23 protein-coding genes are annotated in these 25,638 nt (G+C 55.7%); 5 read left to right on the top strand and 18 right to left on the bottom strand.

The window, feature by feature from the left end:
• The first annotated feature begins 14 nt into the window (after positions 1-14).
• Positions 15-1,031 (top strand): ribose-phosphate pyrophosphokinase, encoded by a 1,017-nt coding sequence (locus tag ACIRQ6_RS03690; protein ID WP_420862789.1) that lies wholly within the window; start codon positions 15-17, stop codon positions 1,029-1,031.
• A gap of 4 nt (positions 1,032-1,035) precedes the next feature.
• On the opposite strand, the gene ACIRQ6_RS03685 is transcribed toward ACIRQ6_RS03690, so the two are convergent.
• From ACIRQ6_RS03685 to ACIRQ6_RS03650, 8 genes are all read right to left on the bottom strand, one after another.
• Positions 1,036-1,386: an H-type lectin domain-containing protein gene (locus tag ACIRQ6_RS03685; RefSeq protein WP_420862788.1), complete on the bottom strand. Its 351-nt coding sequence runs from the start codon at positions 1,384-1,386 to the stop codon at positions 1,036-1,038.
• Positions 1,387-1,470: 84 nt separating this feature from the next.
• A complete protein-coding gene (locus tag ACIRQ6_RS03680; protein WP_420862787.1) occupies positions 1,471-2,136 on the bottom strand; it encodes a hypothetical protein in 666 nt (221 codons plus the stop codon).
• A 227-nt stretch (positions 2,137-2,363) separates the two neighbouring features.
• Entirely contained in the window at positions 2,364-2,780 is a 417-nt protein-coding gene (locus ACIRQ6_RS03675) for a F0F1 ATP synthase subunit epsilon (RefSeq protein ID WP_420862786.1), read from the bottom strand.
• 12 nt (positions 2,781-2,792) lie between these two features.
• A complete protein-coding gene (gene atpD, locus ACIRQ6_RS03670) occupies positions 2,793-4,217 on the bottom strand; it encodes a F0F1 ATP synthase subunit beta (protein WP_420862784.1) in 1,425 nt (474 codons plus the stop codon).
• Positions 4,218-4,238: 21 nt separating this feature from the next.
• The gene (locus tag ACIRQ6_RS03665) at positions 4,239-5,117 is read right to left on the bottom strand and encodes a F0F1 ATP synthase subunit gamma (protein ID WP_420862783.1); all 879 of its coding nucleotides are present in this window, start codon (positions 5,115-5,117) and stop codon (positions 4,239-4,241) included.
• Between the two features lie 14 nt (positions 5,118-5,131).
• Entirely contained in the window at positions 5,132-6,670 is a 1,539-nt protein-coding gene (atpA, locus tag ACIRQ6_RS03660) for a F0F1 ATP synthase subunit alpha (RefSeq protein ID WP_420862782.1), read from the bottom strand.
• Position 6,671: 1 nt separating this feature from the next.
• The gene (locus ACIRQ6_RS03655; RefSeq protein WP_420862781.1) at positions 6,672-7,238 is read right to left on the bottom strand and encodes a F0F1 ATP synthase subunit delta; all 567 of its coding nucleotides are present in this window, start codon (positions 7,236-7,238) and stop codon (positions 6,672-6,674) included.
• 270 nt (positions 7,239-7,508) lie between these two features.
• Entirely contained in the window at positions 7,509-8,252 is a 744-nt protein-coding gene (locus ACIRQ6_RS03650) for a hypothetical protein (protein ID WP_420863845.1), read from the bottom strand.
• Between the two features lie 63 nt (positions 8,253-8,315).
• Between ACIRQ6_RS03650 and gloB the strand changes: the two genes are divergently transcribed.
• The 3 genes from gloB to ACIRQ6_RS03635 all read left to right on the top strand — a co-directional run bounded on the left by gloB (position 8,316) and on the right by ACIRQ6_RS03635 (position 12,549).
• Positions 8,316-9,083, top strand: coding sequence for a hydroxyacylglutathione hydrolase (gene gloB, locus ACIRQ6_RS03645; protein ID WP_420862780.1), 768 nt, complete (start codon positions 8,316-8,318; stop codon positions 9,081-9,083).
• Between the two features lie 182 nt (positions 9,084-9,265).
• Positions 9,266-11,590 (top strand): ATP-dependent Clp protease ATP-binding subunit ClpA, encoded by a 2,325-nt coding sequence (gene clpA / locus ACIRQ6_RS03640; protein ID WP_420862779.1) that lies wholly within the window; start codon positions 9,266-9,268, stop codon positions 11,588-11,590.
• Positions 11,591-11,673: 83 nt separating this feature from the next.
• Positions 11,674-12,549, top strand: a complete 876-nt coding sequence (locus tag ACIRQ6_RS03635) for a M23 family metallopeptidase (RefSeq protein WP_420862778.1) — start codon at positions 11,674-11,676, stop codon at positions 12,547-12,549.
• Positions 12,550-12,552: 3 nt separating this feature from the next.
• Here the strand turns inward: ACIRQ6_RS03635 and ACIRQ6_RS03630 are convergent, their stop codons facing one another.
• The 3 genes from ACIRQ6_RS03630 to ACIRQ6_RS03620 form a co-directional block, all read right to left on the bottom strand.
• The gene (locus tag ACIRQ6_RS03630; RefSeq protein ID WP_420862777.1) at positions 12,553-14,730 is read right to left on the bottom strand and encodes a peptidoglycan -binding protein; all 2,178 of its coding nucleotides are present in this window, start codon (positions 14,728-14,730) and stop codon (positions 12,553-12,555) included.
• A 2-nt stretch (positions 14,731-14,732) separates the two neighbouring features.
• The gene (locus ACIRQ6_RS03625) at positions 14,733-15,893 is read right to left on the bottom strand and encodes a biopolymer transporter ExbB (RefSeq protein WP_420862776.1); all 1,161 of its coding nucleotides are present in this window, start codon (positions 15,891-15,893) and stop codon (positions 14,733-14,735) included.
• 65 nt (positions 15,894-15,958) lie between these two features.
• On the bottom strand, positions 15,959-16,489 hold the full coding sequence (locus tag ACIRQ6_RS03620; protein ID WP_420862775.1) for a gamma-glutamylcyclotransferase: 531 nt from the start codon (positions 16,487-16,489) through the stop codon (positions 15,959-15,961).
• Between the two features lie 68 nt (positions 16,490-16,557).
• On the opposite strand from ACIRQ6_RS03620, the gene ACIRQ6_RS03615 reads away from it, so the two are divergent.
• Positions 16,558-17,559, top strand: a complete 1,002-nt coding sequence (locus ACIRQ6_RS03615) for a DUF2125 domain-containing protein (RefSeq protein WP_420862774.1) — start codon at positions 16,558-16,560, stop codon at positions 17,557-17,559.
• Here the strand turns inward: ACIRQ6_RS03615 and ACIRQ6_RS03610 are convergent.
• The 7 genes from ACIRQ6_RS03610 to ACIRQ6_RS03580 form a co-directional block, all read right to left on the bottom strand.
• On the bottom strand, positions 17,556-18,281 hold the full coding sequence (locus tag ACIRQ6_RS03610; protein WP_420862773.1) for an extensin family protein: 726 nt from the start codon (positions 18,279-18,281) through the stop codon (positions 17,556-17,558). The genes ACIRQ6_RS03615 and ACIRQ6_RS03610 overlap by 4 nt on opposite strands.
• Positions 18,278-19,192, bottom strand: a complete 915-nt coding sequence (locus tag ACIRQ6_RS03605) for a prephenate/arogenate dehydrogenase family protein (RefSeq protein ID WP_420862772.1) — start codon at positions 19,190-19,192, stop codon at positions 18,278-18,280. Before ACIRQ6_RS03605 ends, ACIRQ6_RS03610 begins: the two co-directional genes overlap by 4 nt.
• The gene (gene hisC, locus ACIRQ6_RS03600; RefSeq protein WP_420862771.1) at positions 19,189-20,265 is read right to left on the bottom strand and encodes a histidinol-phosphate transaminase; all 1,077 of its coding nucleotides are present in this window, start codon (positions 20,263-20,265) and stop codon (positions 19,189-19,191) included. Before hisC ends, ACIRQ6_RS03605 begins: the two co-directional genes overlap by 4 nt.
• A gap of 110 nt (positions 20,266-20,375) precedes the next feature.
• Entirely contained in the window at positions 20,376-20,996 is a 621-nt protein-coding gene (gene rpsD / locus ACIRQ6_RS03595; protein WP_420862770.1) for a 30S ribosomal protein S4, read from the bottom strand.
• Positions 20,997-21,162: 166 nt separating this feature from the next.
• Positions 21,163-22,233: a Hint domain-containing protein gene (locus ACIRQ6_RS03590; RefSeq protein ID WP_420862769.1), complete on the bottom strand. Its 1,071-nt coding sequence runs from the start codon at positions 22,231-22,233 to the stop codon at positions 21,163-21,165.
• Positions 22,234-22,353: 120 nt separating this feature from the next.
• Entirely contained in the window at positions 22,354-23,271 is a 918-nt protein-coding gene (locus ACIRQ6_RS03585; protein WP_420862768.1) for a lipid A-modifier LpxR family protein, read from the bottom strand.
• Between the two features lie 95 nt (positions 23,272-23,366).
• Positions 23,367-25,628 carry an adenosylcobalamin-dependent ribonucleoside-diphosphate reductase gene (locus tag ACIRQ6_RS03580; RefSeq protein ID WP_420862767.1) on the bottom strand — a complete coding sequence of 754 codons (2,262 nt, stop codon included), beginning with the start codon at positions 25,626-25,628 and terminating at the stop codon, positions 23,367-23,369.
• Positions 25,629-25,638: the final 10 nt, after the last annotated feature.

Below are 25,638 nucleotides of genomic sequence, written 5' to 3'. Positions count from 1 at the left end.
AGGGACAACAGCTGATGCCAAACGCCACCGAACCCAAACTTATTTCTGGAAATTCAAATCGACCGCTGGCCACCGCCATCGCGCGTCGGATGTCGATGCATCGTGGCATTGATTTGGGACTGGTGGACGCCCGTGTTGAACGGTTCAATGACCAAGAAATCTTTGTCGAGGTTTTTGAGAATGTACGCGGCGAAGACATGTTCATCATCCAGCCCACGTCTAATCCGGCCAACGACAACCTGATGGAATTGTTGATCATCGCTGATGCGTTGAAACGATCCTCCGCAGCGCGGATCACCGCCGTTATTCCTTACTTTGGCTATGCCCGTCAGGACCGCCGCACCAAAGCACGCACGCCGATCTCGGCCAAACTGGTTGCGAACCTGATTGCGGAATCTGGCATCGAACGTGTCCTAACCATGGATCTTCACGCGACCCAGATCCAAGGCTTCTTTGATTTGCCGGTGGATAACCTTTATGCTAGCCCGGTCTTTGCTTTGGATATCCAATCGCATTTTGGCGATCTGTCCGATGTCATGGTGATTTCACCGGATGTGGGCGGTGTGGCCCGCGCTCGCGAATTGGCCCAACGCATCAGCGCGCCATTGGCCATCGTCGACAAACGCCGCGAGAAAGCCGGTGAAGTGGCCGAGATGACAGTGATTGGCGATGTGACCGGCAAGCGCTGCGTGGTGATCGACGATATGTGCGACACGGCCGGAACCCTTTGCAAAGCCGCCGAAGTCCTGCTGGAAAACGGCGCAAAGGAAGTCCACGCCTATATGTCCCACGGTGTGATGTCTGGACCAGCGGTCGAGCGGATCACAAATTCCACTCTGAAATCTGTGGTCATCACCGACAGCATCGAACCCACAGAGTCGGTCAAAAAATGCGAAAAGATCCGGATTGTGCCAACAGCGCCCATCTTTGCACAAGCCATCTTGAACATCTGGAATGGGACATCAGTCTCGTCCCTGTTTGATCAACGGACTTTGGGCCCCATTTATGAGGGCGTCTATTCGCCAAAATAGGCCGTTAGTACAGCTGCCAGCCCTCATCATCGATGACTTCCCCGATCGCCATCCAGCCAAGTCGGACGCGCGCCCAACGGCTGTCGCCCCATGTCTCAAACACCAGATCAAATCCGTCGGCCTGCACGTCTTGGGCTGCGATATCGCCGCGCATGTTGGTGTCTTTGTCCGCGTCCCACATAGTCATGCTCACGGTGACGCTGGGTGGTTTGGCAAAGGCCTCGTCAAAAATAACCCGGCGGCGCACAACGCGCTGGCCCTCGCCTGTCCACATTTCCCCACCATCAAGATAGTCGGAAAATAGAACCACTTGGCCCTGAGTAATCCCCACCAAATGTTGTCTAATACGTTTCATTGCCTGCTCAAATTGCCTTTGGGAGGTATATTTGGCAATTGGGGCAGAATTTAGGAGCTGCGCAAGCACCAATGTGATCGAAGGTTAAGCCGCGTGTTCGAAAGAGGCGTTTGGACGCCCCTGAGACTGCTGCACCATTGGTTTGGGCATGCGCCCCCGCGCAGTAATCACGGCCAAGACAATCGCGGTGTAAAGAACCACCAAATAGATCGGGTAGGCCAGCATCACCAGAGTCGGCTCTGCCACTGAAGCCACGGCAAAAACAGCGGCAAAAAGCGATACCACCCATGTGGTCAGGGTTTCGCTGTCAGGGTCTTTATAGGCCTTGGACACCGTTACCATCCCGCCCAGCAGGCTGATCGCAATGGCAATCAACAGCGCATAAATCGCCGTATCCGTCATGTACCATGACATCAACCCTGTCGCGGCCACGGCAAAAAGGATCAGGTTCTTGCGGCTTAGGTAGCTTCCTGCGCCATGCCAGACGGACAATGCACAAATCAGCATGGTTCCCCCAACTTGGGCGCCCACGAACCACAAGGATGTTGTAGCGCCTTCATAGACTTGCGAGGTGAAGGAAATCGCCCCGAGAACTGACCAAATCAGCCAAGAGGCACGATCAGGCTTGGTCGTTTTGCGCAACGTATCGACAATATAAGGAAGAAAAGAGAAAACGCTTAATGCGCCGGAAATCAAGCCAAAGACAGCAAGAGGGTTGTTCGTCAAAAATGACGAGAAATCGAATGTCATTCAGAAAAATCCAACACGAAGAAAGGCGTTTCAATTACATATCTTTCGTTACCAAATCATAGATTTGTCACCAATGGGGGAAAACCTTACCTTTCGTCACCTTGACGTGCCGAGGTGCTGATATTTTTAGCAAATAATTTGGACGTTGGTTCAAATCTAATCCAACTTTCAATGCAAAAAGCCCCGCTGAAAAACGGGGCTTTGCTAGGTTTTTGGGGTCGTCCGCGTTACTTGGCGGACAGGCCGATCTCGCTGCCCATAGCCACCATATCCGCCAGCATTTTTGCGGCCTCATCGACGGGACCAGGTTCGTTGTCATAGGCCTCTGCTGAGTTGTTGGCGGCCTCTTCGATCATCTGATCAAAGATGTCTTGCGTCATCTCAGCCTTGGGGACAGCGCGTTCAGCAAGAACCGACAGACCTGTGCCAGACACTTCGGCAAAGCCGCCGCTGACCACATATTCGTCTGTGCCGCCTGCATGAACCACACGCAGCATACCTGGACGCAGTGACGAAATCGTCGGAGCGTGGTCTGGCATGGCGGTAAAATCACCGTCCGCACCCGGAACCTGCACTTCGGATACCTCAAGCGACGCAAGACTGCGTTCTGGGCTTACCAAGTCGAATTGCATCGTACCTGCCATAATCAACTATCCTTACGCAGCGTCTGCTGCCAGTTTTTCGGCCTTAGCGATCACTTCTTCAATGCCGCCTACCATGTAGAACGCGCCTTCTGGCAAGTGGTCGTATTCGCCGGCAACAACGGCTTTGAACGACGCGATTGTGTCATCCAATGGAACCTGCTTGCCGTCTGCGCCAGTGAACACTTTCGCAACATCGAACGGCTGGGACAAGAAACGCTCGATCTTACGGGCGCGGGTCACAGTCATTTTGTCGTCCTCGGACAATTCGTCCATGCCGAGAATGGCGATGATGTCTTGCAAAGACTTATAGCGCTGCAGAATTTGCTGCACGTCTGTCGCCACTTTGTAGTGCTCTTCACCGATGATCAACGGATCCAGCAGGCGCGATGTGGACCCCAGTGGATCAACCGCAGGGTAGATGCCTTTTTCCGAGATTGAACGATCCAAAACGGTCGTCGCATCCAAGTGAGCAAAGGATGTAGCTGGTGCCGGGTCGGTCAAGTCATCCGCAGGAACATAAACGGCTTGAACGGAGGTAATCGAACCGGATTTGGTCGATGCGATCCGTTCCTGCATGGCACCCATGTCGGTGGCCAGTGTTGGCTGGTAGCCCACAGCAGATGGGATACGACCCAACAGCGCGGAAACTTCGGAACCGGCTTGGGTAAAGCGGAAGATGTTGTCCACGAAGAACAAAACGTCTGAACCGGATTCGTCGCGGAACTGCTCGGCCAGTGTCAAACCAGTCAAAGCAATACGCATACGCGCACCGGGAGGCTCGTTCATCTGGCCGTAGACCAGCGCAATTTTCGACGACGCCATATCGTCAGGAACGATAACGCCGGATTCGATCATCTCGTGGTAAAGGTCGTTGCCTTCGCGTGTACGCTCGCCCACACCCGCAAACACGGACAGACCAGAGTGTACTTTGGCGATGTTGTTGATCAATTCCATGATCAAAACTGTTTTACCAACACCCGCACCACCGAAGAGGCCAATTTTACCACCCTTCGTATAAGGGGCCAGCAAGTCGATCACTTTGATGCCTGTAACAAGGATCTCAGTCTCGGTGGACTGCTCGGCGAATGTTGGCGCGTCGCCGTGGATCGGACGATATTCTTTGGCCTCAACGGGGCCTTTCTCGTCGATTGCGTCGCCCACAACGTTCATGATGCGGCCCAATGTACCGGCACCAGTAGGCACCGAGATAGGTGCACCGGAATCTTCTACTGCGGCACCACGAACCAGACCCTCGGTCGCGTCCATCGCAATCGCGCGAACTGTGTTCTCACCAAGGTGCTGGGCCACTTCCAGAACCAGTTTGTTGCCGTTATTTTCAGTCGTCAGCGCGTTCAGGATCTCTGGCAGAGCATCCTCGAATTGCACGTCGACAACAGCGCCGATGACCTGGGTCACTTTGCCTTTTGCATTTGCCATGTCGTTTCTCCGGTTCTTTTCTTACAGCGCTTCCGCGCCCGAAATAATTTCGATCAGTTCGTTGGTAATCACAGCCTGACGCGAGCGGTTGAACTCGATTGTCAGCTTGTCGATCATTTCACCTGCGTTGCGGGTCGCGTTGTCCATCGCAGACATCCGTGCACCTTGCTCGGACGCGCCATTTTCCAGCAAGGCGCTGAAGATGGCCGTTGCCACACCACGGGGCAGCAAATCGGCCAAAATGGCCTCTTCGGATGGCTCGTAGTCGTAGATGGTGTCCGTGTCGCCTGCATCCTCATCCGCCTCAAAGGAGGCAGGAATGATCTGCTGCGCTGTCGGGATTTGCGTCACAACGTTTTGGAATTTGGCATAGAAGATCGTAGCGACGTCAAATTCGCCTGCATCAAACTGCGCCAAAATATCCTTGGCGATACCGCGTGCGTCGTTGTAGCCCACACGTTTGACATCAGTCATATCAACGTGGTTCACAAAATAGTCGCCGAGGTCGCGTTTGATCGCATCCCGGCCCTTTTTGCCAACAGTGACGATTTTCACAGTTTTGCCAGCTGCCAGCAATTCGTTCGCTTTGGCCTTGGCCAAGCGCGCGATGTTGCCGTTAAAGCCGCCGCACAAACCGCGTTCTGCAGTCATAACAACCAACAGATGCACTTGGTCGCTGCCAGTACCTGACAACAGTTTCGGTGCACTGTCCGAGCCGCCAACAGAAGCCGCAAGTCCGGCCATAACGGCATTAAACCGTTCTGTGTAGGGACGCGAGGCTTCCGCACTTTCCTGCGCGCGGCGAAGTTTCGCCGCGGCAACCATTTGCATGGCTTTCGTGATCTTCCGAGTGTTTTTTACACTCTCGATCCGCGTTTTAAGGTCCTTCAGGTTTGCCATTTGTTATGGCCCCCTTATGCGAAGTCTGCGGCGAATTCATCCAGAGCGGCGCGAATTTTCGCTTCGGCGTCGCCTTTGATTTTTGGATCTTCGTTGGTGATCATGTCCAGCAAATCGCTGTGCTTACCGCGAAGGTGGGCCAGAAGGCCTGCCTCAAAGCGGCCCACATCAGACACCTCGATTTTATCGAGGTAACCTTGTGTACCAGCAAAGATCACGCAGACGATTTCCGCGTTGGTCAATGGCGAATACTGAGGCTGCTTCATCAGCTCGGTCAAACGCGCACCACGGTTCAGCAACTGCTGTGTGGCTGCATCCAAATCCGACCCGAACTGGGCAAAGGCCGCCATCTCGCGGTACTGCGCCAATTCCAGTTTCACTGGGCCTGCCACAGATTTCATCGCGTTTGTTTGCGCGGACGAACCAACACGGGACACAGACAGACCTGTGTTCACCGCAGGACGGATCCCTTGGTAGAAAAGTTCAGTCTCCAAGAAGATCTGACCGTCAGTGATCGAAATCACGTTTGTCGGAATAAAGGCCGACACGTCACCGCCTTGGGTCTCAATGATCGGCAGAGCCGTCAAGGAACCAGAACCGTAATCTTCGTTCAGTTTACAGGAGCGTTCCAGCAAACGGGAGTGAAGATAGAAAACGTCACCGGGATAGGCTTCACGTCCGGGTGGACGACGCAGCAACAGAGACATTTGACGGTAGGACACGGCCTGTTTGGACAAATCATCATAGATGATCAGGGCGTGACGGCCGTTGTCGCGGAAAAACTCTGCCATGGCAGTTGCAGAATACGGTGCCAAGAACTGCATAGGCGCCGGGTCAGAAGCTGTCGCTGCAACAACGATGGAATATTCAATCGCGCCGCTTTCCTCCAACTTTTTCACCAACTGCGCCACTGTGGACCGCTTTTGGCCAACCGCAACATAGATGCAGTACAGTTTCTTGCTTTCATCATCGCCAGCAGCGTCGTTGTAAGACTTCTGGTTCAGAATGGCGTCCAATGCCACGGCAGTTTTACCTGTCTGACGGTCACCAATAACGAGTTCACGCTGACCACGGCCAACGGGGATCATCGCATCAACGGACTTCAGGCCTGTGGCCATCGGCTCGTGAACCGATTTACGTGGGATAATGCCCGGCGCTTTGACGTCAGCAACACCACGTGTTTTCGTTTTGATCGGGCCCTTGCCGTCCAGCGGGTTGCCCAGACCGTCAACAACACGACCCAGCAGCGCGTCGCCTGTTGGCACGTCCACGATCGAGTTGGTGCGCTTAACAGTGTCACCTTCTTTAATATCGCGGTCGGTCCCGAAGATAACAACACCAACGTTGTCGCTTTCAAGGTTCAGGGCCATGCCCTGAATACCACCGGGGAATTCCACCATTTCACCGGCTTGGACATTGTCCAGACCGTAGACACGGGCAATACCGTCACCGACGGACAACACACGGCCCACTTCGGCCACTTCTGCTTCTTGACCAAAGTTTTTGATCTGGTCTTTCAGGATCGCAGAGATTTCTGCAGCTTGGATCGCCATGTTATCCGACCTCTTTCATGGTATTTTGAAGGGCTGCGAGTTTCGAGCGGATCGAAGTGTCGATCATCTTGGAACCCACTTTAACGATAAGACCGCCGATGAGGCTTTCATCAACGGTCGTCTTGATATTCACTGTTTTGCCAACGGTTGATTTCAACTCTTTGGCCAGTTTGTCTGTCTGGGCTTTTGTCAATGCTTTGGCGGCAGTGACTTCGGCGGTAACTTCGCCTTTGTCTTCGGCCAGCAGATCACGCAATTGCGCGATCATCTGGGGCAACACGAACAACCGGCGCTTGGACGCCATCAGGTTCAAAGTGTTGCCGACAGTTGGCGACAGCTTCATCTTTTTGCCAATAGCAGCAACCGCAGCGCCTTGGGCGTCACGGGTGTAGATGGGGCTGGTAATCAGGTTGCGGAAATCTGCACTCTCCGACAAAGCCGCATCTAATGCGTCAACGTCAGCTTGCAGAGCTTTCAGTTTCTTGCCTTCTTTGGCCAATTCAAACACGGCCGTGGCATAGCGTTGCGCGATGCCTGAGGAAATCGAAGCTGGTTCGGACACGTCCACCCTTTCGATAGTCTTTGGCCCCAAATGCCGCCGGATTTGGCGAATTTGCAGGCGTGATGGCCCACGCGAGACGCAAGCCGGTTGATTTCCACGCGGATGTAACAGAGCAACATGCGCCCCGCAACACCTGTTGTCGCGTTTGCGTGATTGGTCTTTTCCATGAAAATAAAGGGCTTAGGCAGGGTGCGACCGAATGTGTCGCACCTAAACCGACTAAAAAGTTAAGAATTCCGCGAAAAAAGCGATTCCCGGTGGAAATTATTGCAGATTTTACACTGGTTTTGGTTCGGGCCGCGCCAGCCCCTCCAGCGCCTCCAGCGCCTTTTTGGCGGGGGCGGGTTTGCCGGGTCTGCGCGGCGCATAGGTTTGCTTGCTTGCCTCAACCATCAAAACGCCGCCTGCTGCAAAGGGAAGATGCGCGCCAATCGCCTCAAAGGCGCCTGCGGTCTTGGTCCAAAGTTTGCGATGGCTCGGCGGTTGATACAGAACCGATCCCGTGCGTTCGGTGGTAAACCCGTGGCGTTTCATTTGCGCCTCAAGCTGGATCGGGGAATAGGGCCGCCCGTAGCCAAAAGGTGTGCGATCCCGCCGCGCCCAAAGCCCTGCCCGATTTGGCACAATGAACAATACTTTGCCCGAGGGCGACAAAACCCGCGCCGCCTCGTTCAACACATCCGTCGGGGTTTCTGATGTTTCCAAACCGTGCATGACGATCAGCTTGTCTACTTCACCGTGGTGCAGCGGCCACCAGCGATCTTCGGTCAGCACGCTGACGTTGCGGCCTTCTTGCGGCCAAGGCATCACGCCTTGCGGCCCCGGCATCAAGGCCACGATGCGCCGCGCATCACTCAGGTAGGGACGCAAAAGCGGCACAGTAAATCCAAAGCCCGCCACGAATTCATCCGTGGCCTTGGGCCAAAACTGTTGGACACGCCCACGGATCACCGATTGCGCCCGCCGCCCAAGGGTCGAACGATAATAAAAGTTTCTCAGATCCAAAACGTCCAGATGCATTGCGATCCTGTCGAGTTTGCGCAAGACTTTCAGCCAAGAGCACCCAAACAGGATCACTTGGCTATGGCAATCGACATTTTGACAGTTCCCTGCCGCGCAGACAACTACGCCTTCTTGATCCACAACTCTGACACCGGCCAGACCGCTTTGGTCGACGCGCCTGAAACCGCGCCCTTGATGGCCGCACTGGAAACCAAGGGCTGGACCTTGGACGATCTGCTGATCACCCATCACCACCATGACCACGTCGAAGCGGTCGAGGATCTGCGCGCTGCTTTTGGCTGTCGGGTCATTGGGGCTGCCGCAGATGCCCATCGCCTGCCGGATCTTGATCTGGCAGTCGCGGATGGAGACAGTTTTGAAACCTGTGGCCTGACAACAGATGTATTTGACGTCAGCGGCCACACAGTGGGACACGTGGCTTTTTATATGGCCGCTACAGAGGCTGTGTTCACAGCAGACAGCCTGATGGCCTTGGGATGCGGACGATTGTTTGAAGGCACTCCAGCGCAAATGTGGGAGTCCCTTTTGCGCATTCGCGCCTTGCCTCAGACTACCACTGTTTATTCAGGTCACGAATACACTGCCGCCAATGGGCGCTTTGCTATAACGATTGAACCGGATAATCCGGACCTTATCGCACGCATCGCAGATATTGACGCAGCCCGCGACGCCAATCAGCCCACGGTGCCATCCAGCCTTGCTCTGGAAATTGCGACCAACCCTTTTTTGCGCGCGGACTTGCACAGCGTTCAGGCAGGGCTAGATATGGCTGGTGATGGAGCCGCCGAGGTTTTTGGTGAGATCCGTCGCCGGAAAGACAATTTTTGATCGACGCATCACGATCAAAGCCGAGTTTTTTAGCAAAAAGTTAAAAACTAGCGGGTTTGTGACGATTAAAGGCAAATTTGCACTTGAAGGTTCGGAAATAAAACCGATCCTTAACATCTATAAGGCCACGGTCGATGTGGGCCCTCTGCCCTCTTTGACCCTCATATGAAGGAGCAGCCAACGTGCCATCATTTTCAAACACACTGGAACAGGCCATTCATTCCGCGCTGGCACTGGCCAATGCCCGCAAACACGAACTTGCGACGCTGGAACACTTGTTGCTTGCTCTAATCGACGAACCTGACGCCGCTAAGGTAATGCAGGCCTGTTCTGTTGATCTCGAAGAGCTGCGCAAAACCCTTGTCGAATTTATCGACGACGATCTGCAATCGTTGATGACAGATGTAGACGGGTCCGAAGCTGTCCCAACGGCGGCGTTCCAGCGCGTGATCCAACGCGCCGCGATCCATGTCCAATCCTCGGGCCGCACCGAAGTCACCGGCGCGAACGTTCTGGTTGCCATCTTTGCTGAACGCGAAAGCAACGCAGCCTACTTCCTGCAAGAGCAGGACATGACCCGTTATGACGCCGTGAACTTTATCGCCCACGGGGTCGCAAAAGATCCGTCTTATGGTGAGGCTCGCCCCGTTTCTGGCACCTCAAACCTTGAGGAAGAAAGCCAAGGCGTGACCGAAGGCGACGAAAAAGAAAGCGCGCTGGATAAATACTGTGTCGATTTGAACGCCAAGGCCCGCAAGAACGAGATCGACCCGTTGATTGGTCGCTCGCATGAGGTGGAACGCTGCGTTCAGGTCCTGTGCCGTCGCCGCAAAAACAACCCGCTGTTGGTTGGTGATCCCGGCGTTGGTAAAACCGCAATCGCCGAAGGTTTGGCACGTAAAATTGTTGCGGGCGAAACCCCTGCAGTACTGTCCAATGCCACGATCTATTCGCTGGATATGGGCGCACTCCTAGCAGGTACGCGCTATCGCGGTGATTTTGAGGAACGTCTGAAAGCCGTGATGACCGAAATGGAAGACCACGATGACGCCGTTTTGTTCATTGATGAAATCCACACTGTCATTGGCGCAGGTGCGACCTCGGGCGGCGCGATGGACGCGTCCAACTTGCTGAAACCTGCGTTGCAGGGCGGCAAATTACGCTGCATGGGCTCGACCACGTATAAAGAGTTCCGTCAGCACTTTGAAAAGGATCGCGCGCTGTCGCGTCGATTCCAGAAAATTGATGTGAACGAGCCATCTGTGGATGATGCCGTGAAAATCCTGCAGGGCCTCAAGCCTTATTTTGAGGATCACCACTCGATCAAATACACCGCCGATGCGATCAAAACCGCCGTGGAGCTATCTGCGCGCTATATTAACGACCGTAAACTGCCCGATAAAGCCATCGATGTGATCGATGAAGCGGGTGCCGCCCAACATCTGGTTGCAGAATCCAAGCGTCGCAAAACCATCGGCACCAAAGAGATCGAAACCGTGGTTGCAAAAATCGCACGGATCCCGCCGAAAAACGTCTCGAAAGACGACGCAGAAGTGCTGCGCGATCTAGAAAAGTCGCTCAAACGGGTGGTCTTTGGCCAAGACGCAGCCATCGACGCGCTGTCCTCGGCAATCAAACTTGCCCGTGCCGGTCTGCGTGAGCCAGAAAAACCCATCGGCAACTACTTGTTTGCGGGCCCGACAGGCGTCGGTAAAACCGAAGTGGCCAAGCAATTGGCAGACACACTTGGGGTCGAGTTGCTGCGGTTTGACATGTCTGAGTACATGGAAAAACACGCGGTATCGCGCCTCATCGGCGCCCCTCCCGGTTATGTGGGCTTTGACCAAGGTGGCATGCTGACCGATGGCGTGGATCAACATCCGCATTGTGTGTTGTTGCTGGACGAGATGGAAAAGGCACACCCTGATGTCTACAACATCCTGTTGCAGGTTATGGATCACGGGACACTGACCGACCATAATGGCCGCACGGTCGATTTCCGCAATGTGATCCTGATCATGACATCAAACGCGGGTGCCACAGAGCAAGCCAAATCCGCCATCGGCTTTGGCCGCGATCGCCGCACTGGCGAGGATACAGCAGCCATCGAGCGGACATTCTCGCCGGAATTCCGCAACCGTCTGGATGCTGTGGTTAGCTTTGGCCCACTGCCCAAGAATGTCATCCTCAAAGTGGTGGAGAAATTCGTTCTGCAATTGGAAAACCAGTTGATGGATCGCAATGTGACTATCGAACTGAGCAATCCCGCCGCAGAATGGCTGGCCGAAAAGGGCTATGATGACAAAATGGGAGCGCGCCCACTGGGCCGCGTGATCCAAGAGCACATCAAAAAACCGCTGGCAGAAGAACTGCTCTTTGGCAAACTGGCCAAAGGCGGCGTTGTGAAGGTCGGCGTCAAAAACGGCGAGCTGGATCTCAAGACAATGCCGGTGCCTACAGCGCGTCTGTCGTCCAAGAAAAAGCCGCCGCTACTCACCGCCGAGTGATAAGGCCTGCGTTAATACTTTGCCTTCTCGCCACCCCTGCGGTGGCGCGAGGGCCCCTCTTTGGTCTGCCAATTGACTGCACCTTGGGCGACGACTGTTATATCCAGCATTTTGTAGACAGTGATCCCTCACCCGAAAGGCGTGATTTCAGATGTGGCCTGACCACATATGAGGGGCACAAAGGCACTGATTTTGCCCTGCCCTCGCTGCGCGCGATGGAGCTTGGTGTGAACGTGATTGCCGCGGCCCCCGGCACAGTCATTGGCCTGCGCGATGGGGTGCCCGACCAGATCTATTCGGCTGAAAATGCAGACCAAGTCGAGGGAATAGAATGCGGGAACGGCGTTGTCATTCGTCACGGCGACGGCTGGACCACGCAATATTGCCACCTAGAACAAGACAGCGTGTCTGTCATAAAAGGCCAACGCGTGGCTATGGGCGCTGTTTTGGGCCGCGTCGGCCTTTCTGGTAAAACGCAATTCCCTCATGTGCATTTGACTCTTCGCAAAGACAACGAAGTCGTCGATCCCTTCGCCCCAGCCGCCGAAAGCTGTGGCGCGCCTGAAACGGAAAAGACGCTCTGGCTGGAAGCACCGGACTACGAACCGGGCGGCGTTATCACCGCTGGTTTCGCCACCAAAGTCCCCGAATATGCAGATATAAAAGCCGGCACAGCAGCCGAGCGCGACATCGATGTAACCGCCCCCGCTTTGGTTCTTTGGGGGTTTGGACATATGGCCCAGGAAGGCGACGTTTTTTCACTGCGATTGATGGGACCAGACGGTGAAATCACTCAAAACAGTCAGCCTCTGACCCGCAACCGGGCCCTGTTTTTCCGCGCTGCGGGCAAAAAACGCACCCAAGATGAATGGCCCGCTGGCACTTACACCGGCATTGTTGAGCTGTTTCGTGGCGGTCAAATGATCGATACGCGCCAAGTCGTCCAACGCATCGAGTGACCGCTACTTTTCAGTGAACTTCAATTCGATGCGCCGATTTTGCGCCCGCGCCTCGGGCGTGTCCGCAGGGTTGAGCGGCTGATATTGCCCAAACCCGTTGGCCGACAGACGGTCCGGCGGAATGCCCAAAAAACTGGCCATATAGCGCACAACCGACAGCGCGCGCGCCTGCGACAATTCCCAGTTATCAGAAAACTCTCCTAGGCCGGATAGCGGTACATTGTCCGTATGCCCATCAACCCGGATGACCCAATCAATCCCGTCGGGAATATCCACCGCGACACGTCTTAGAATATCAGCGATCTTGGCGATCTCGCCCTGCCCTTCAACGGACAGAACGGCCCCACCGGGAGGAAACAGAACCTCGGACGAAAAGACAAAGCGGTCGCCAACGATCTGCACGCCGTCTTGGGCACCCAACACATCCCGCAACTGGCCAAAAAATTCTGATCTGTAGCGTTCAAGGTCCTGCGCTTCGGCCTCGAGGCGTTTGCGTTCCGCCTCTTCAAGCTGACGACGACGGCGTTCCTCGGCAGCGGCGCGGGCCAGTGCTGCGTTCAACTCACTGCCCAAGGCCTGTAATTGCACATCCGACGCATCGTCTGCTTCGGCCGCGGCATCCAGAAGGGCCTGAAGCGTTCCCAATTGACCGCGTAACGCGGCCACCTGTTCGTTCAAAAGGGCCAGTTTGCGCTGATCTTCTGCGGATCTGGCCTGCACCTGCGACAGCTCTGAATTGGCTTGCGACAGGAGCACCGATCGACGCTCGGCTTCAGTCAAAGTTTGCTCTTTGACCCGCTCGGCGGCTAGTTTGGCGGCCAGCGCCGCGGCCAATTGCGCGGCCACTTCGGCGCGATCTCGTTGCACATCGCTGGTCTGCGCAGTCAAAGCCGCCACGCGCGCCTCCAAAGCAGCAATGCGTTCCGCCTGCGGACCCAATTGATCGGCTTGGGTTTGCGCCGCTGCCAAATCCTGTTCGGTCTGGGCCTGCTGGGATTGCAAAGCATCGCGTTGATCGGTCAGCTGCGCGATCACTTGTTCAGCCTGTAACAAGCGCGCGGCCTGTTCCGCCCGCTCGGCCTCAAGTGCTACCGCCTCGGCGCTCATACCTTCCAGACGCGTTTCCAAGGTGAGCAATGCGGCGGCTTCTGCAGCACGCTGTTCGAGCAACGCCTTTTGCGTTTCATCCAGCGACGCGAGCCGTGCCTCAAGTTCAGCCAAAGCAACCGCCTGTGCTGCACGATCTGTTTCGGCCTCGCTGCGCTGGGATTGCTCAAGGGCCAATGCCTCTTGCGATTGTGCGAGGTCTTGGCGAGCGGTACCCAATTGGCTTTGCAATGCGCCTTGCGCTAGCAATGCCGCCGCCAATTTGACATCAAGATTTTCCTGAGCATCCTGCGCCGCTGCCAAAAGGGTCAGAGTTTCCTCGGCCTCTCGACGCTTGGCCTCCAGTGCCAAAGTCATGGCAGTCAGTTCATCCTCAGCGCCTTGCAAACGCTCGCGTAATGCTTGCGCAGCCGCTGCATCGGCCAAGCGCGCCGCCTCGGCGGCATTCAGGGCCTCGGCATTTTCCGCCAGCCGCGCTGTTTGATCAGCGGCATCAGCCTCTAGTTGGGCGATCAACGCCTGCAATGCCTCGCGCCGGGCTGCAGCCAAACGGGCCTGTTCAGCGGCTGTGTCGATTTCACTACGGGCGTCAGCCAATGCAAGGTTGAGCGCCTCTTGAGTGCTGAGCAGGTCCGCCTGTTCACCTTCCAACGCCGCAATCTGGGCACGATCAGTGTCACGTTCCGCCAATAAGCCAGCGACCTGCGCCTCAAAACTGGTGATCCGGTTTTGTGCCGTATCAAGGGCCGTTTCTTGCCTCTGCACCTGTGCAGACAACACCGCAACCCGATCACGGGCCGAGATAAGATTGCTTTCGAGGATCCCAACATCCGCCTCGAGGTTACGCGCCCGATTGCGTTCAAGGCCCAAGGCCTGCGACAGCGAAACAACTTCGGCGCTGAGTTCATCCAACTCCGTCTCTTGGCCCGTGATCGTCTCACGCAGCATAAACTGGACAATCATAAAGATAGTCAGCACAAACATCAGCACCAGTAAAAGAGCCGTCATCGCATCAACAAAACCGGGCCAGATCGAGGCCTGAAATCGCTGCCCTGTGCGCCGCGACAAAGCCATGGTTAGCCCCGCTCGGTTGCGTTGCGAATGGTTTGAGTCAATTGCGCAATCTCGGCGCGCAAGTCAGCCACGGATTCCTGCCGACCGGCGGCCATTTCTTCGAGGATCCGCAGCAATTGTACATCTATAGACCGCAGGCGCATCCGCGCCTCGGCATCCAACCCGTCCCCCATGCTTTCTGAATTGAGCTTGGTCAACAGCGCTTCTTGCCCTTCAGCGATGCGCAACAGATCTGCATTGGATCCGCCATCGTCCTTCGATTGGGCCATGCGACCAATAGCTTCAGCGAGTTGCCCCAGTTTTTCATCCGTATGGGATCGCGCCGCATCAGACTGCACAAACATCAACTGCATGCTTTCCATCTGTTCGGCCATGCTGTCCAGAACACCGGCCATAAAGTTCTGTTCGCCAGAACTGTCGCCATCGGTTGAGGAAAAGCCGATACGCGTGATCGACGACAGCCATTCTTCCAATTCGCGATAGAACCGGTTCTGTCCGTGGCTTGCAAAAAGTTCCAAAAGGCCAACGACCAGTGACCCTGCAAGGCCCAAAAGGGACGAGGCAAACGCCACCCCCATGCCCTGCAACTGGTTCTCTAACCCGCCCATGAGCCGCGCGAAAATTTCCACCCCGCCTTCGCCTTCTTGCGGAGCAAGGCCTCGAATGGTTTCGACCAATGCAGGAACAGTCGTCGCCAAGCCATAAAACGTCCCCAAAAGGCCCAAGAAAATCAAAAGGTTGACAATATAGCGCGTGATCTCACGGGCCTCATCAATCCGCGTAGCCACAGAATCCAGAATGGATTGCGACGACGACGATGACACCTTCATCTGGGCTTTGCGCGAGCGCAGCAAGGCCGCCAAGGGGGCCAAAAGTTGCGGCGCAAGGGTCATTTGATGCCCTACGCGATTGCTGGCGAACCCTTCGATCCAGTTCACTGATTTGATCAGCGACACAACCTGCCAAAAACACGCAATGACCCCGATGGCAAACACCAGCAGGATAAAGCCGTTCAAGTAGGGGTTGGCCAAAAACACCGGAGATACCGCTGGAAACGCCAGATACGCCCCCACCGCGACCAAACCCAATGACAGTAGCATCAAGGTAATTTGTCGGATCGGTTGCGAGAAATACGGCTTTGCCTCTTGCTCGGTCATGCCCATGTTAGGGTACTTTCGCCTGTTTTTATTGGGGCAATCCTATTCCAAGCCGTAAGCTTCGCCAAGGGCTAACCTGCGATCTGGCGCACGCGCGCGTCCAACCATTCCAAATCAGGGTCATGGATCCCAATTTTCACCAAATGGGCCTGTGTATTGTGCAAATATTCGCTGTTTGGCCCACGGTCACCTTTGGCACGGGCAATGATCTGCGCTTGGGTCTCGAGGCTTTGCGGCCCAGTGTATTGGTCGTGCTGCGGGTCAATAACATAACTCACAGCCTCGATTTGCCGCCCATCATGCAAGCGCACTGGCAAGATTTGCTCAAAATAAGCCGAAGAGATTAACTCACGGGCACGCAGTTCCGCCAATGTCGCCTCCTCAGTCCCCGGTTTGGCGCGCAACGCCACACCCTGACAGGATGCACCAGCACTGGCATCCAGCGCCAGAACCAAACCGCGATCCGTAGGGGTGCCGCGATGATGGATCGACCACATGGAAAAAGACCGGTGATAGCCTTCAAGCACCGCCATTTGTTCCTCGGCTACATCAAATCCCGGATTCCACAGGAGCGACCCATATCCAAATACCCAAAGTGCCATGCCCTGCCCCTGTTCAACTGTTCCCCCTCGCTATAAACAGCCCCCAATAACAAACCAAGGGGGCACCCATGCGCAAACTTCTGGTGATCGTGATTATCGCAGCTTTGGCCTATGCGGGGTACTGGTTCGTCGGCGCCCGCACGGCGCAAAACGCTATGGCCACTTGGTTTGACGAGCGCCGTGCAGAAGGCTGGGTGGCCGACTACAGCGACCTCAACACGGCCGGCTTCCCGTCCCGATTTGATACAACGATCACCGATCTGGAACTGGCCGATCCGCAAACCGGTTTGGCCTACACGGCACCCTTTTTGCAGCTCTTCGCCCTAAGCTACCGCCCCAACCATTTGATTGCCGTTTGGCCGCCCAGCCAAAGTTTTGCCACGCCCGACGCTGGCACAGTGACAATCACCTCAGCGGACATGCGCGCCTCGCTCAAGTTCAAGCCAAGCACATCGCTGGAACTGGACACAACAAATTTTGAGGGCAAAACACTGGAGGTCACCAGCCCCCAAGGCACGACGAAAATCGGCGCAGTTCAAATCGCAGCACGTGGGACTGCGACCCGAGTGAACACCTACGACTTTTATGCCTCCAGTCAGAACGTCGCCTTGCCCCAAGGGCTGCGTCAGCAACTGGATCCCGCGCAATTGTTGCCTGCTGAGCTGCGCGACATGATCATTGATGCGACCCTTGAGTTTGACCGGCCTTGGGATCGCTTTGCCATCGAAGACCAGCGCCCTCAGCCCACGTCAATCCAGATCAAACTCGTCGACGCCGGGTGGGGCGACATCACAATCAAAGCAACCGGCGACTTGCAGATAGATCCAGATGGCACACCCACTGGCGATCTGGCGATCAAAGCCGACAATTGGCAGCAAATTCTGGCATTGGCTGAAACCGCCGGGATATTGCCCGGACGGGCGCGTCCTTTGGCCGAAACGATGCTGAATGCTGTGGCGGGCTTGTCGGGCAACCCCAATTCCATCGATGCACCCCTCAGTTTCAAAAACGGTTTTGTCAGCCTTGGCCCGCTCCCCTTGGGTCGCGCCCCAAAAATTCAACTACGCTAGCGGCAATAAGGGCCGGACCGATAGCGGGCCGTGTCAAAATGAAAATGATCAAGGTGAAAGCGGTTTGAGTTTGGCCCCAGGACTGTTCCAAACGGGCCGCAGGCCGCACGCCACATCTTTTTCAAAGCAGGTCCGTCTCGGCGGGAATTCCAGCCCTTAAGCAAGGTAATCTGGCTGCCGTCGCCTGCGGTCATGCCTGCAATATCAATCGCGCGCCCCTTGCCATGTTCCGAGATTTTCGCACCCTTTTGGTTGTTGCGGGTACGACAGGCGTAGTGGGCAACCACATCGAGGGACTTCACGCCACCGCGCTTGGACAGGGCCGGTTGCGCGCCTGTTTTGATCCATTTCTTCAAAGCCTTGGCCGTAGTGCAATCCATAATGGCAGGGCGCGACAGCGCCACGCCCGACACCGAGGTTAGGCGCACGGGTGCCGCGACGCCACAGCCCCGAATTGTGCCTTGGATTGGGGCCACGATCTTGCCATCAAGGGCCGGATCGCCACAGATTTTTGCTTGGCCTACCGATTTAGGGCGGTTCTTGGGGCGCAGGGCCGAAAACAGACCTTTGCGTTCCTTTTTGACCTCGGTTGATGCGGCTTGGGCAGGGACCTCGGCCACTGAGATAGCGACTGATCTGGCCACGGGTCTGAGGCTATCGGCCGGTGCATTGGCCTGGACCGGCTGCGCCAGAACTGCCAGCACCACGACCCAGCGGATCATTTCGCACTCCGGCCAAAGTTGGGTGCGTCCGTGTCTTGACCAGCTTCAATAATGCCGCGTCGAATGGCGCGTGTGCGGGTAAAATAGTCGTGCAGATGATCGCCATCACCGGTTCGGATCGCCCGCTGAAGGGCAAAAAGCTCTTCGGTAAAGCGGCCAAGAATTTCCAAAGTGGCCTCTTTGTTATTGAGGAAGACATCGCGCCACATTGTTGGATCCGAGGCCGCAATGCGGGTGAAATCCCGAAAGCCAGCAGCGGAATAATTGATCACTTCGCTGTCAGAGACACGGCCCAGATCGTCCGCGACACCGACCATTGTGTAGGCGATCAAGTGCGGGGCGTGACTGGTAACCGCGACCACCAGATCGTGATGCTCGGGGTCCATATGAGCCGTGTTTGAACCAATAGATATCCAAAAATCTGTAAGGGTCTTAACGGCCTGTGCATCGCTCCCCTCTACGGGCACGATCAGACACCAGCGGTTGTCGAACAGTTCCGCAAAACCGGAACGTGGGCCGGAATGTTCGGTGCCTGCCATCGGGTGGGCTGGCACGAAATGGACGTTTGTTGGAAGATGAGGCGCAACCGCATCGATTACCGCCTGTTTCACAGATCCAACATCAGACACCGTGGCACCGGCTTTCAAATGCGGCCCAATCTCGGCCGCAACGTCGCCCATAACACCGACAGGCACACAAAGCACAACCAAATCAGCGTCTTGGACGGTCTCAACCAGACTATCGCACACCGCGTCGCACAAGCCGATTTCACGCGCTATGTCGCGAGTAGCAGCCGACCGGGCAAAGCCCGTCACATGCACCGATGGATCATGCCGCTTCATCGCCCAAAACATCGACGAAGCAATCAAACCAAGGCCGATAAGCGCCACTTTTTCATAAGGCTGGCTCATGATTTGAACTCTTTCAACGCTGCGACCAGCTTTTCGCATTCGGATTGGGTGCCAACAGTAATACGCAGGAAATTCGGCAATTTATAGCTTTCGACGCGGCGGATCAGGATGCCTTTGGATTGCAGAAATTCATCGGCGGCCAAAGCCTCGGCATGATCTGCCATGCGCACCAAAAGGAAGTTTGTTTGGGACGTGTCGCTGGGCAGACCGATGGCCGCCAGTTCCGACGCAAGCCACGCCCGAAGCCGCGCGTTTTCGGCCAAACATTTCTCTGAGAATTCAGTGTCTTGGATCGCAGCCTCAGCCGCCGCCAAAGCCCCGTTTGACAAGTTAAATGGTCCGCGCACACGGTTCAGCACATCAATAATCGCCTCGGGCGCATAGCCCCAGCCAACGCGCAGCCCCCCCAACCCATGTAGTTTGGAAAATGTTCGCGTCATCACCACATTTTCGCGGCTTTGCACGAGGGCAGCGCCCCCATCATAACCTTCCGCGAACTCCGCATAGGCGCCGTCCAGAACCAAAAGGCAGTTGTCGGGCAGACCGTCTGCTAATCTGGCCACTTCGTTCCCGCCGATCATCGTGGTCGTGGGGTTGTTGGGGTTGGCGATGAACACCAGCCGCGTTTTGTCGGTCACTCCGGCTAACAGGGCATCTACATCTGTGACCCTGTCGCGTTCCTTGACCTCAACAGGTGTCGCCCCGGCCGCAAGAGCCGAGATTTTATACATCGAAAACCCGTGTTCCGTGTGCAGAACTTCATCGCCCGGGCCAGCAAAGGCTTGGCACAGGAAGGTGATAATCTCGTCCGAGCCTACACCACAAATGATCTGTTCAGGATCAAGATCATAGCGCGCACCGATCGCCGCACGCAAATCCGCGTGATCCGTGGATGGATAGCGGTGCAAATCCGGTCCTACCGCCTGATAGGCCGCGATGGCCTTGGGCGACGGGCCAAAAGGGTTTTCATTAGACGACAATTTGATCACCTCATGCAACCCATCCACATGGGATTTGCCGCCTTTGTACAAAGCAATCTCCATGATACCGGGTTGGGCTGCGATCTGGGTCATCTAACTGTTCTCCTGTTGGCGCTATGTGTAGCCCCGCGAAATCCCGAACGCGAGACATAAAAAAAGCCGCGGCGGTTTCCCGTCGCGGCTTTGGATCAGATCGGCGAAGATTAGTTCTTCGCGTAGAATTCCACGACGAGGTTTGGTTCCATCATGACCGGATACGGCACGTCACCCAAAGACGGTGTGCGCACGAAAGTCGCGGTCAGCTTGGAATGGTCCACGTCCATGTAATCTGGCACGTCACGCTCGGGCAAAGCCACGGCTTCCATGATCGCTGTCATTTGCTTGGAACGATCACGTACTTCGATCACGTCGCCTTCTTTGACGCGGTAGGACGGGATGTTAACCTTTTGGCCGTTCACACGCACGTGGCCATGGTTTACGAACTGGCGCGCAGCGAAAACAGTGGCTACGAACTTGGCGCGGTAGACAACTGCGTCCAAACGGCGTTCCAGCAGACCGATTAGGTTTTCACCAGTGTCGCCTTTTACACGCTCAGCTTCGGCATAAATGCGACGGAATTGTTTCTCTGTCAGGTCGCCGTAATAGCCTTTCAACTTCTGCTTGGCACGCAACTGCAAACCAAAGTCGGACAGTTTGCCCTTACGACGTTGACCGTGCTGGCCGGGGCCATATTCGCGACGGTTGACAGGTGATTTTGGACGACCCCAGATGTTTTCGCCCATGCGGCGGTCGATTTTGTATTTGGCAGACGTACGCTTAGTCACGGCTGTTCTCCTTCGTTAGAGTGCCTTTGCAGGCTATGAAGGGCGTTGTCCTTTGGGTTTCCCCCGACAGGCATCCCTTTGCAGGGGCCACCAACACCAATAAAATAACCGGCGCCAAGGCACCGGATGGCGTGCTTATATAGGGGGATAGTGGGGAGTCAACAGATCAAGCGGCGTCATGCAATAAAATTGCAGCTTCCGATGGGGTGAGCCTGCGTCGCGCAAAGGCGCCGTATTCCATCGGGTATTCCGCAACGTCCGGCAGGATATCCTTGAGACCCTGTCGTTGGCTGGGATCAATCATATCCAATGCAGTGCTGGCTGGATGGAAACTTTCGGTTTCGACCCCATTGGCCCAAATCACCTGATGTTGCTCGAACATAAGATGAATATAGGTGACTTCGCGGATCGCTGTGTCGATCCAAATGGTATGATCGTTGACCAATTCCTTGGCCTGTACCAAGACTTCGGTCTCGTTAAACAGGCGCCGCGCTGCGGTACCGCGCAAAACCACTTGGTGCTCGGGCGAGACCAGCAGTTCGGCATCCGGTATCCCGCCACCCAATGCATCCGCCCGCAATCGCACAGGCCGCAAATGCGGCATCGCAAACAGCCGCGCACCCGTCATCCGACGATGACCCCGCCAAATGATCTTTTGCGGTCCGTTGTCTTTTGTCAGCAACACGTCGTCTGGCGAAATTGTTTCTACAGGGCGCAGGCCCGAGGCCGTGGCCACCATAGTGCCAGGAGTAAAACAAATCACCCCCGGCTCGCCAAATCCGCGCGGCGATGGCTCGACCTGTGGAATGTCGCAGCGCACAACCCAAAGATCCGTGCCTTTGGGCGGTAATTCGTTGACGAACATCAACAACGGACGTTTGGACCCAGGCACATCAATAATCGTCGCACGATAGGTTTGTGCCCCATCCGTGACCATAAAGGAGCTATCCTTGAGAATATCTTCGGACCTGTCCGACGGCACCGGACTGTCGGCAGATGTCGGCAACACACGTCCGACCAAGCGGTGCACGGTTTTCGCCGCCCGCTGATGAAGAATTGTATCATCTTTTGATTGATCCAGACACAATACATCCGAAGGCCCATCGACACGCACTGCCTCGCCAAACCATGCCCAGGTTGCACCCGCGCTTAGGCTCGAGACCGGTGCGACCGGCAAACCGTCTACTTCTGTCTTGGACCAAGAGATGATGAACGTGCCACGAAAGCCCGTTTTCATGCTTGTATCCTGCCTCGTCTTTTCCCTACTTTTGCGCAGGGATTATTGTTTTACTTAAGGCAGGTTAGCAGCCCAAGCTCATCCTGTGAAGATGGTTGTGTTGCAAAGCCCGAAGGTGTGTCAGAAATTCAACTGTAAGCGGATTGACCCAACAACTTGACCCTCGGGCTGATCTTCAAATTCCTGTCCCAACCACGTGGCCCCATAGAACATGCCAGCCTTTGCACCCTGCCAGTGGTAGCCCGCACGCAGCCGGCCACGATCCTTGAGTTGTGCCGCATCAGAGCCCGGCAACAGTCGGCTGTCCGCCAGATAGGCCCAGTCGCCCCCTAAAACAAAGGCGCCCCCTGTCGATTGAGGCGTTGATCCGCGCAAGATTTGGCCCGTCACCGTATCGCGCAACAGCAGTTCATCCTGTCCCAGCCGTCCAATCATCACATCAGCCCCGAGGCGCGCAAAGGTCTCAACCCCGCCTTGGACTTCGACAAATGGACGCGCCATGACATTGGGACCAAAGCTATAGGTTTTCGCCACTTCAGCCAGTGCCGTTGGGTAAATGCCATCGCCGATTTGCGTGTCTAGGACCTGCGGTTCGGTTGCGCCAAACAGATCATGGGCCCCCGTTTGGAAATCATCAATTCCGGTTTGCGGCCCAGTGGCATAAAGATCAAAACCTATGCTGATATCCGCACCGCCTCGTTGGAAATGCGAGTGTACGCCAAACGACAGCAGCCCTGCATAGGGTCGATCCCTGTCGCTTTGCCTAGACAGGCTGGCCGGGGCAATGATTTCGGCGCCAAACCGGTATTCCAGCAAATCCCCAAACGCCAAAGGCCGCTGCCCGGCCCAAGGATCGCGCCCCATCGTTCTGCTGAGGCGGTAACTACCAGTGCGCCAGCGATCTTTGCCATCGCCAAGGTAATCATTGTTGAAAATCTGGGCCCAGCCCACAAGCTGGCGCTCAGAATCCTGCGCGTGAGAGGCCCCGCACAGCACCAAAAAGCCCAGTACTGCCGCCAGAAGTGTCTTTGCCGTCATATTGCGTTCCATTTGCAACGCCCTACCCTTTGGAAATTCTATCCCAAGTTGTAGATATGACCTAAGAAAATCTGGTTAACAGCCGAACAATCCGGTTATCCACACTTAGAATGCCCACAACTTGCGCAGGTCATGCAGCCTTCTTGCATTTGCATGTCAAATTGCCCGCAACTTGGGCAGGCTTTGCCACGCGGTGCATCCAGATTGACAACTTGCGCCTGAGGGTCCGATTTCAGCCCCATACCCTCGCCTTCCAGAAAACCCGTTGCGATCATATGCCGTTCAATCACACCACCAATCGCCGCCAGCATCGAGGGGATATATTTCCCGTCCATCCAGGCACCACCACGCGGATCAAACACAGCCTTTAGCTCCTCAACCACAAAGGACACATCGCCCCCACGCCGGAACACAGCACTGATCATCCGGGTCAAGGCCACAGTCCAGGCAAAATGCTCCATATTCTTGGAGTTAATGAACACCTCAAACGGGCGCCTGTGGCCGTTTAGGACGATATCATTGATCGTGATATAAATCGCATGTTCGCTGTCGGGCCATTTAACCTTGTAAGTCTGGCCTTCCAATTCATTGGGGCGGTCCAGCGGTTCAGACAGATAAACAACATCCGCTCCGCTATCGACCTGCGGCGCATCTTCCGAGGCTTCTGAAACACTCAGCACGCTGCCAGTGACATCGTTCGGACGGTAGGTGGTACAGCCCTTACAGCCTGTATCCCAAGCCTGCATATAAACATCTTTGAAGGCCTCGAAACTGATGTCCTCGGGGCAGTTGATCGTCTTGGAAATGCTGCTGTCGACCCATTTTTGGGCGGCCGCTTGCATTTTAACGTGATCGGTTGGCGCTAGAGTTTGGGCGTTGACGAAATAGTCGGGCAATTCCGCATCGCCAAACGTATCACGCCACATTTGCACGGCGTAATCCACCACTTCTTCCTCTGTGCGACTGCCATCCTTTTGCAAAACTTTGCGGGTATAGGCATAGGCAAACACAGGCTCAATCCCCGAGCTGACGTTGCCCGCATAAAGGCTGATCGTGCCCGTAGGCGCAATCGAGGTCAAAAGCGCGTTGCGAATACCGTGCTCGCGGATCGCGTCGCGCACGTCCTCGTCCATTTGCATCATTGCGCCGCTGGCCAAGTACTTGTCTGCGTCAAACAAGGGGAACGCCCCCTTTTCCTTGGCCAAATCGACCGACGCCAGATACGCGGCGCGGGCGATTGCGTGCAACCAGCGGTCCGTTTGACGCGCCGCCTCGTCGGATCCATAGCGCAGGCCCACCATCAACAACGCGTCCGCTAATCCAGTGACCCCAAGACCGATCCGACGCTTGGCTGCGGCCTCTCGGGCTTGGGCCTCCAATGGGAAGCGGCTGGCATCCACCACATTATCCATCATGCGCACGGCAGTACCTACCAAATCAATCAGCGCGGCTTCATCCAATTGCGCGGCTTTCCCAAACGGGTCACTGACCAGACGCGCCATGTTGATCGAGCCTAACAAACAGGCCCCATAAGGCGGCAACGGCTGTTCGCCGCAAGGGTTGGTGGCCGCAATGGTTTCCACATAGTTCAGGTTGTTGGCCGCATTGATCCGGTCGATGAAAATCACACCTGGTTCGGCATAATCATACGTGGATTGCATAATCGCATCCCACAGTTCGCGTGCTTGGACCGTGCGATAAACGGTGCCGTCAAACACCAGATCCCAAGGCTTGTCGGCTTTCACTGCCTCCATGAAAGGGTCTGTGACCAAGACTGATACGTTAAACATCCGCAAACGGGCTGCGTCGGATTTGGCCGTAATAAAATCCTCGATATCTGGATGATCGCAGCGCATCGTGGCCATCATCGCTCCGCGGCGCGACCCTGCGGACATGATTGTGCGGCACATACTGTCCCACACATCCATAAACGACAGTGGACCAGACGCATCGGCCGCCACACCTTTGACCCCTGCCCCTTTGGGCCGGATCGTGCTGAAATCATAGCCGATGCCACCACCTTGCTGCATGGTCAAAGCGGCCTCTTTCAGCATATCGAAGATGCCGCCCATACTGTCAGGGATCGTGCCCATCACAAAGCAATTGAACAGGGTCACACTACGCTCGGTTCCAGCCCCGGCAGTGATCCGCCCCGCTGGCAAATATTTGAAATCTTCCAGCGCATCATAGAATTTGCCTTCCCAGGCTGCTGGATCTGCCTCTACCGAGGCCAAAGATCCCGCAATGCGCCGCCACGTGTCTTCGACTGTTTTGTCGATGGCCGTTCCGTCCGCTTGTTTAAAGCGGTATTTCATGTCCCAAATTTGCTCGGCGATGGGGGCAGTAAAACGGCTCATGGCAGACTCC

The sequence above is a fragment of the Algirhabdus cladophorae genome (genome assembly GCF_044772865.1).
GTDB lineage: Bacteria > Pseudomonadota > Alphaproteobacteria > Rhodobacterales > Rhodobacteraceae > Algirhabdus > Algirhabdus cladophorae.
Note: the sequence above shows the minus strand (reverse complement) of the source record. Positions and strands in the feature narration are given on the sequence as shown.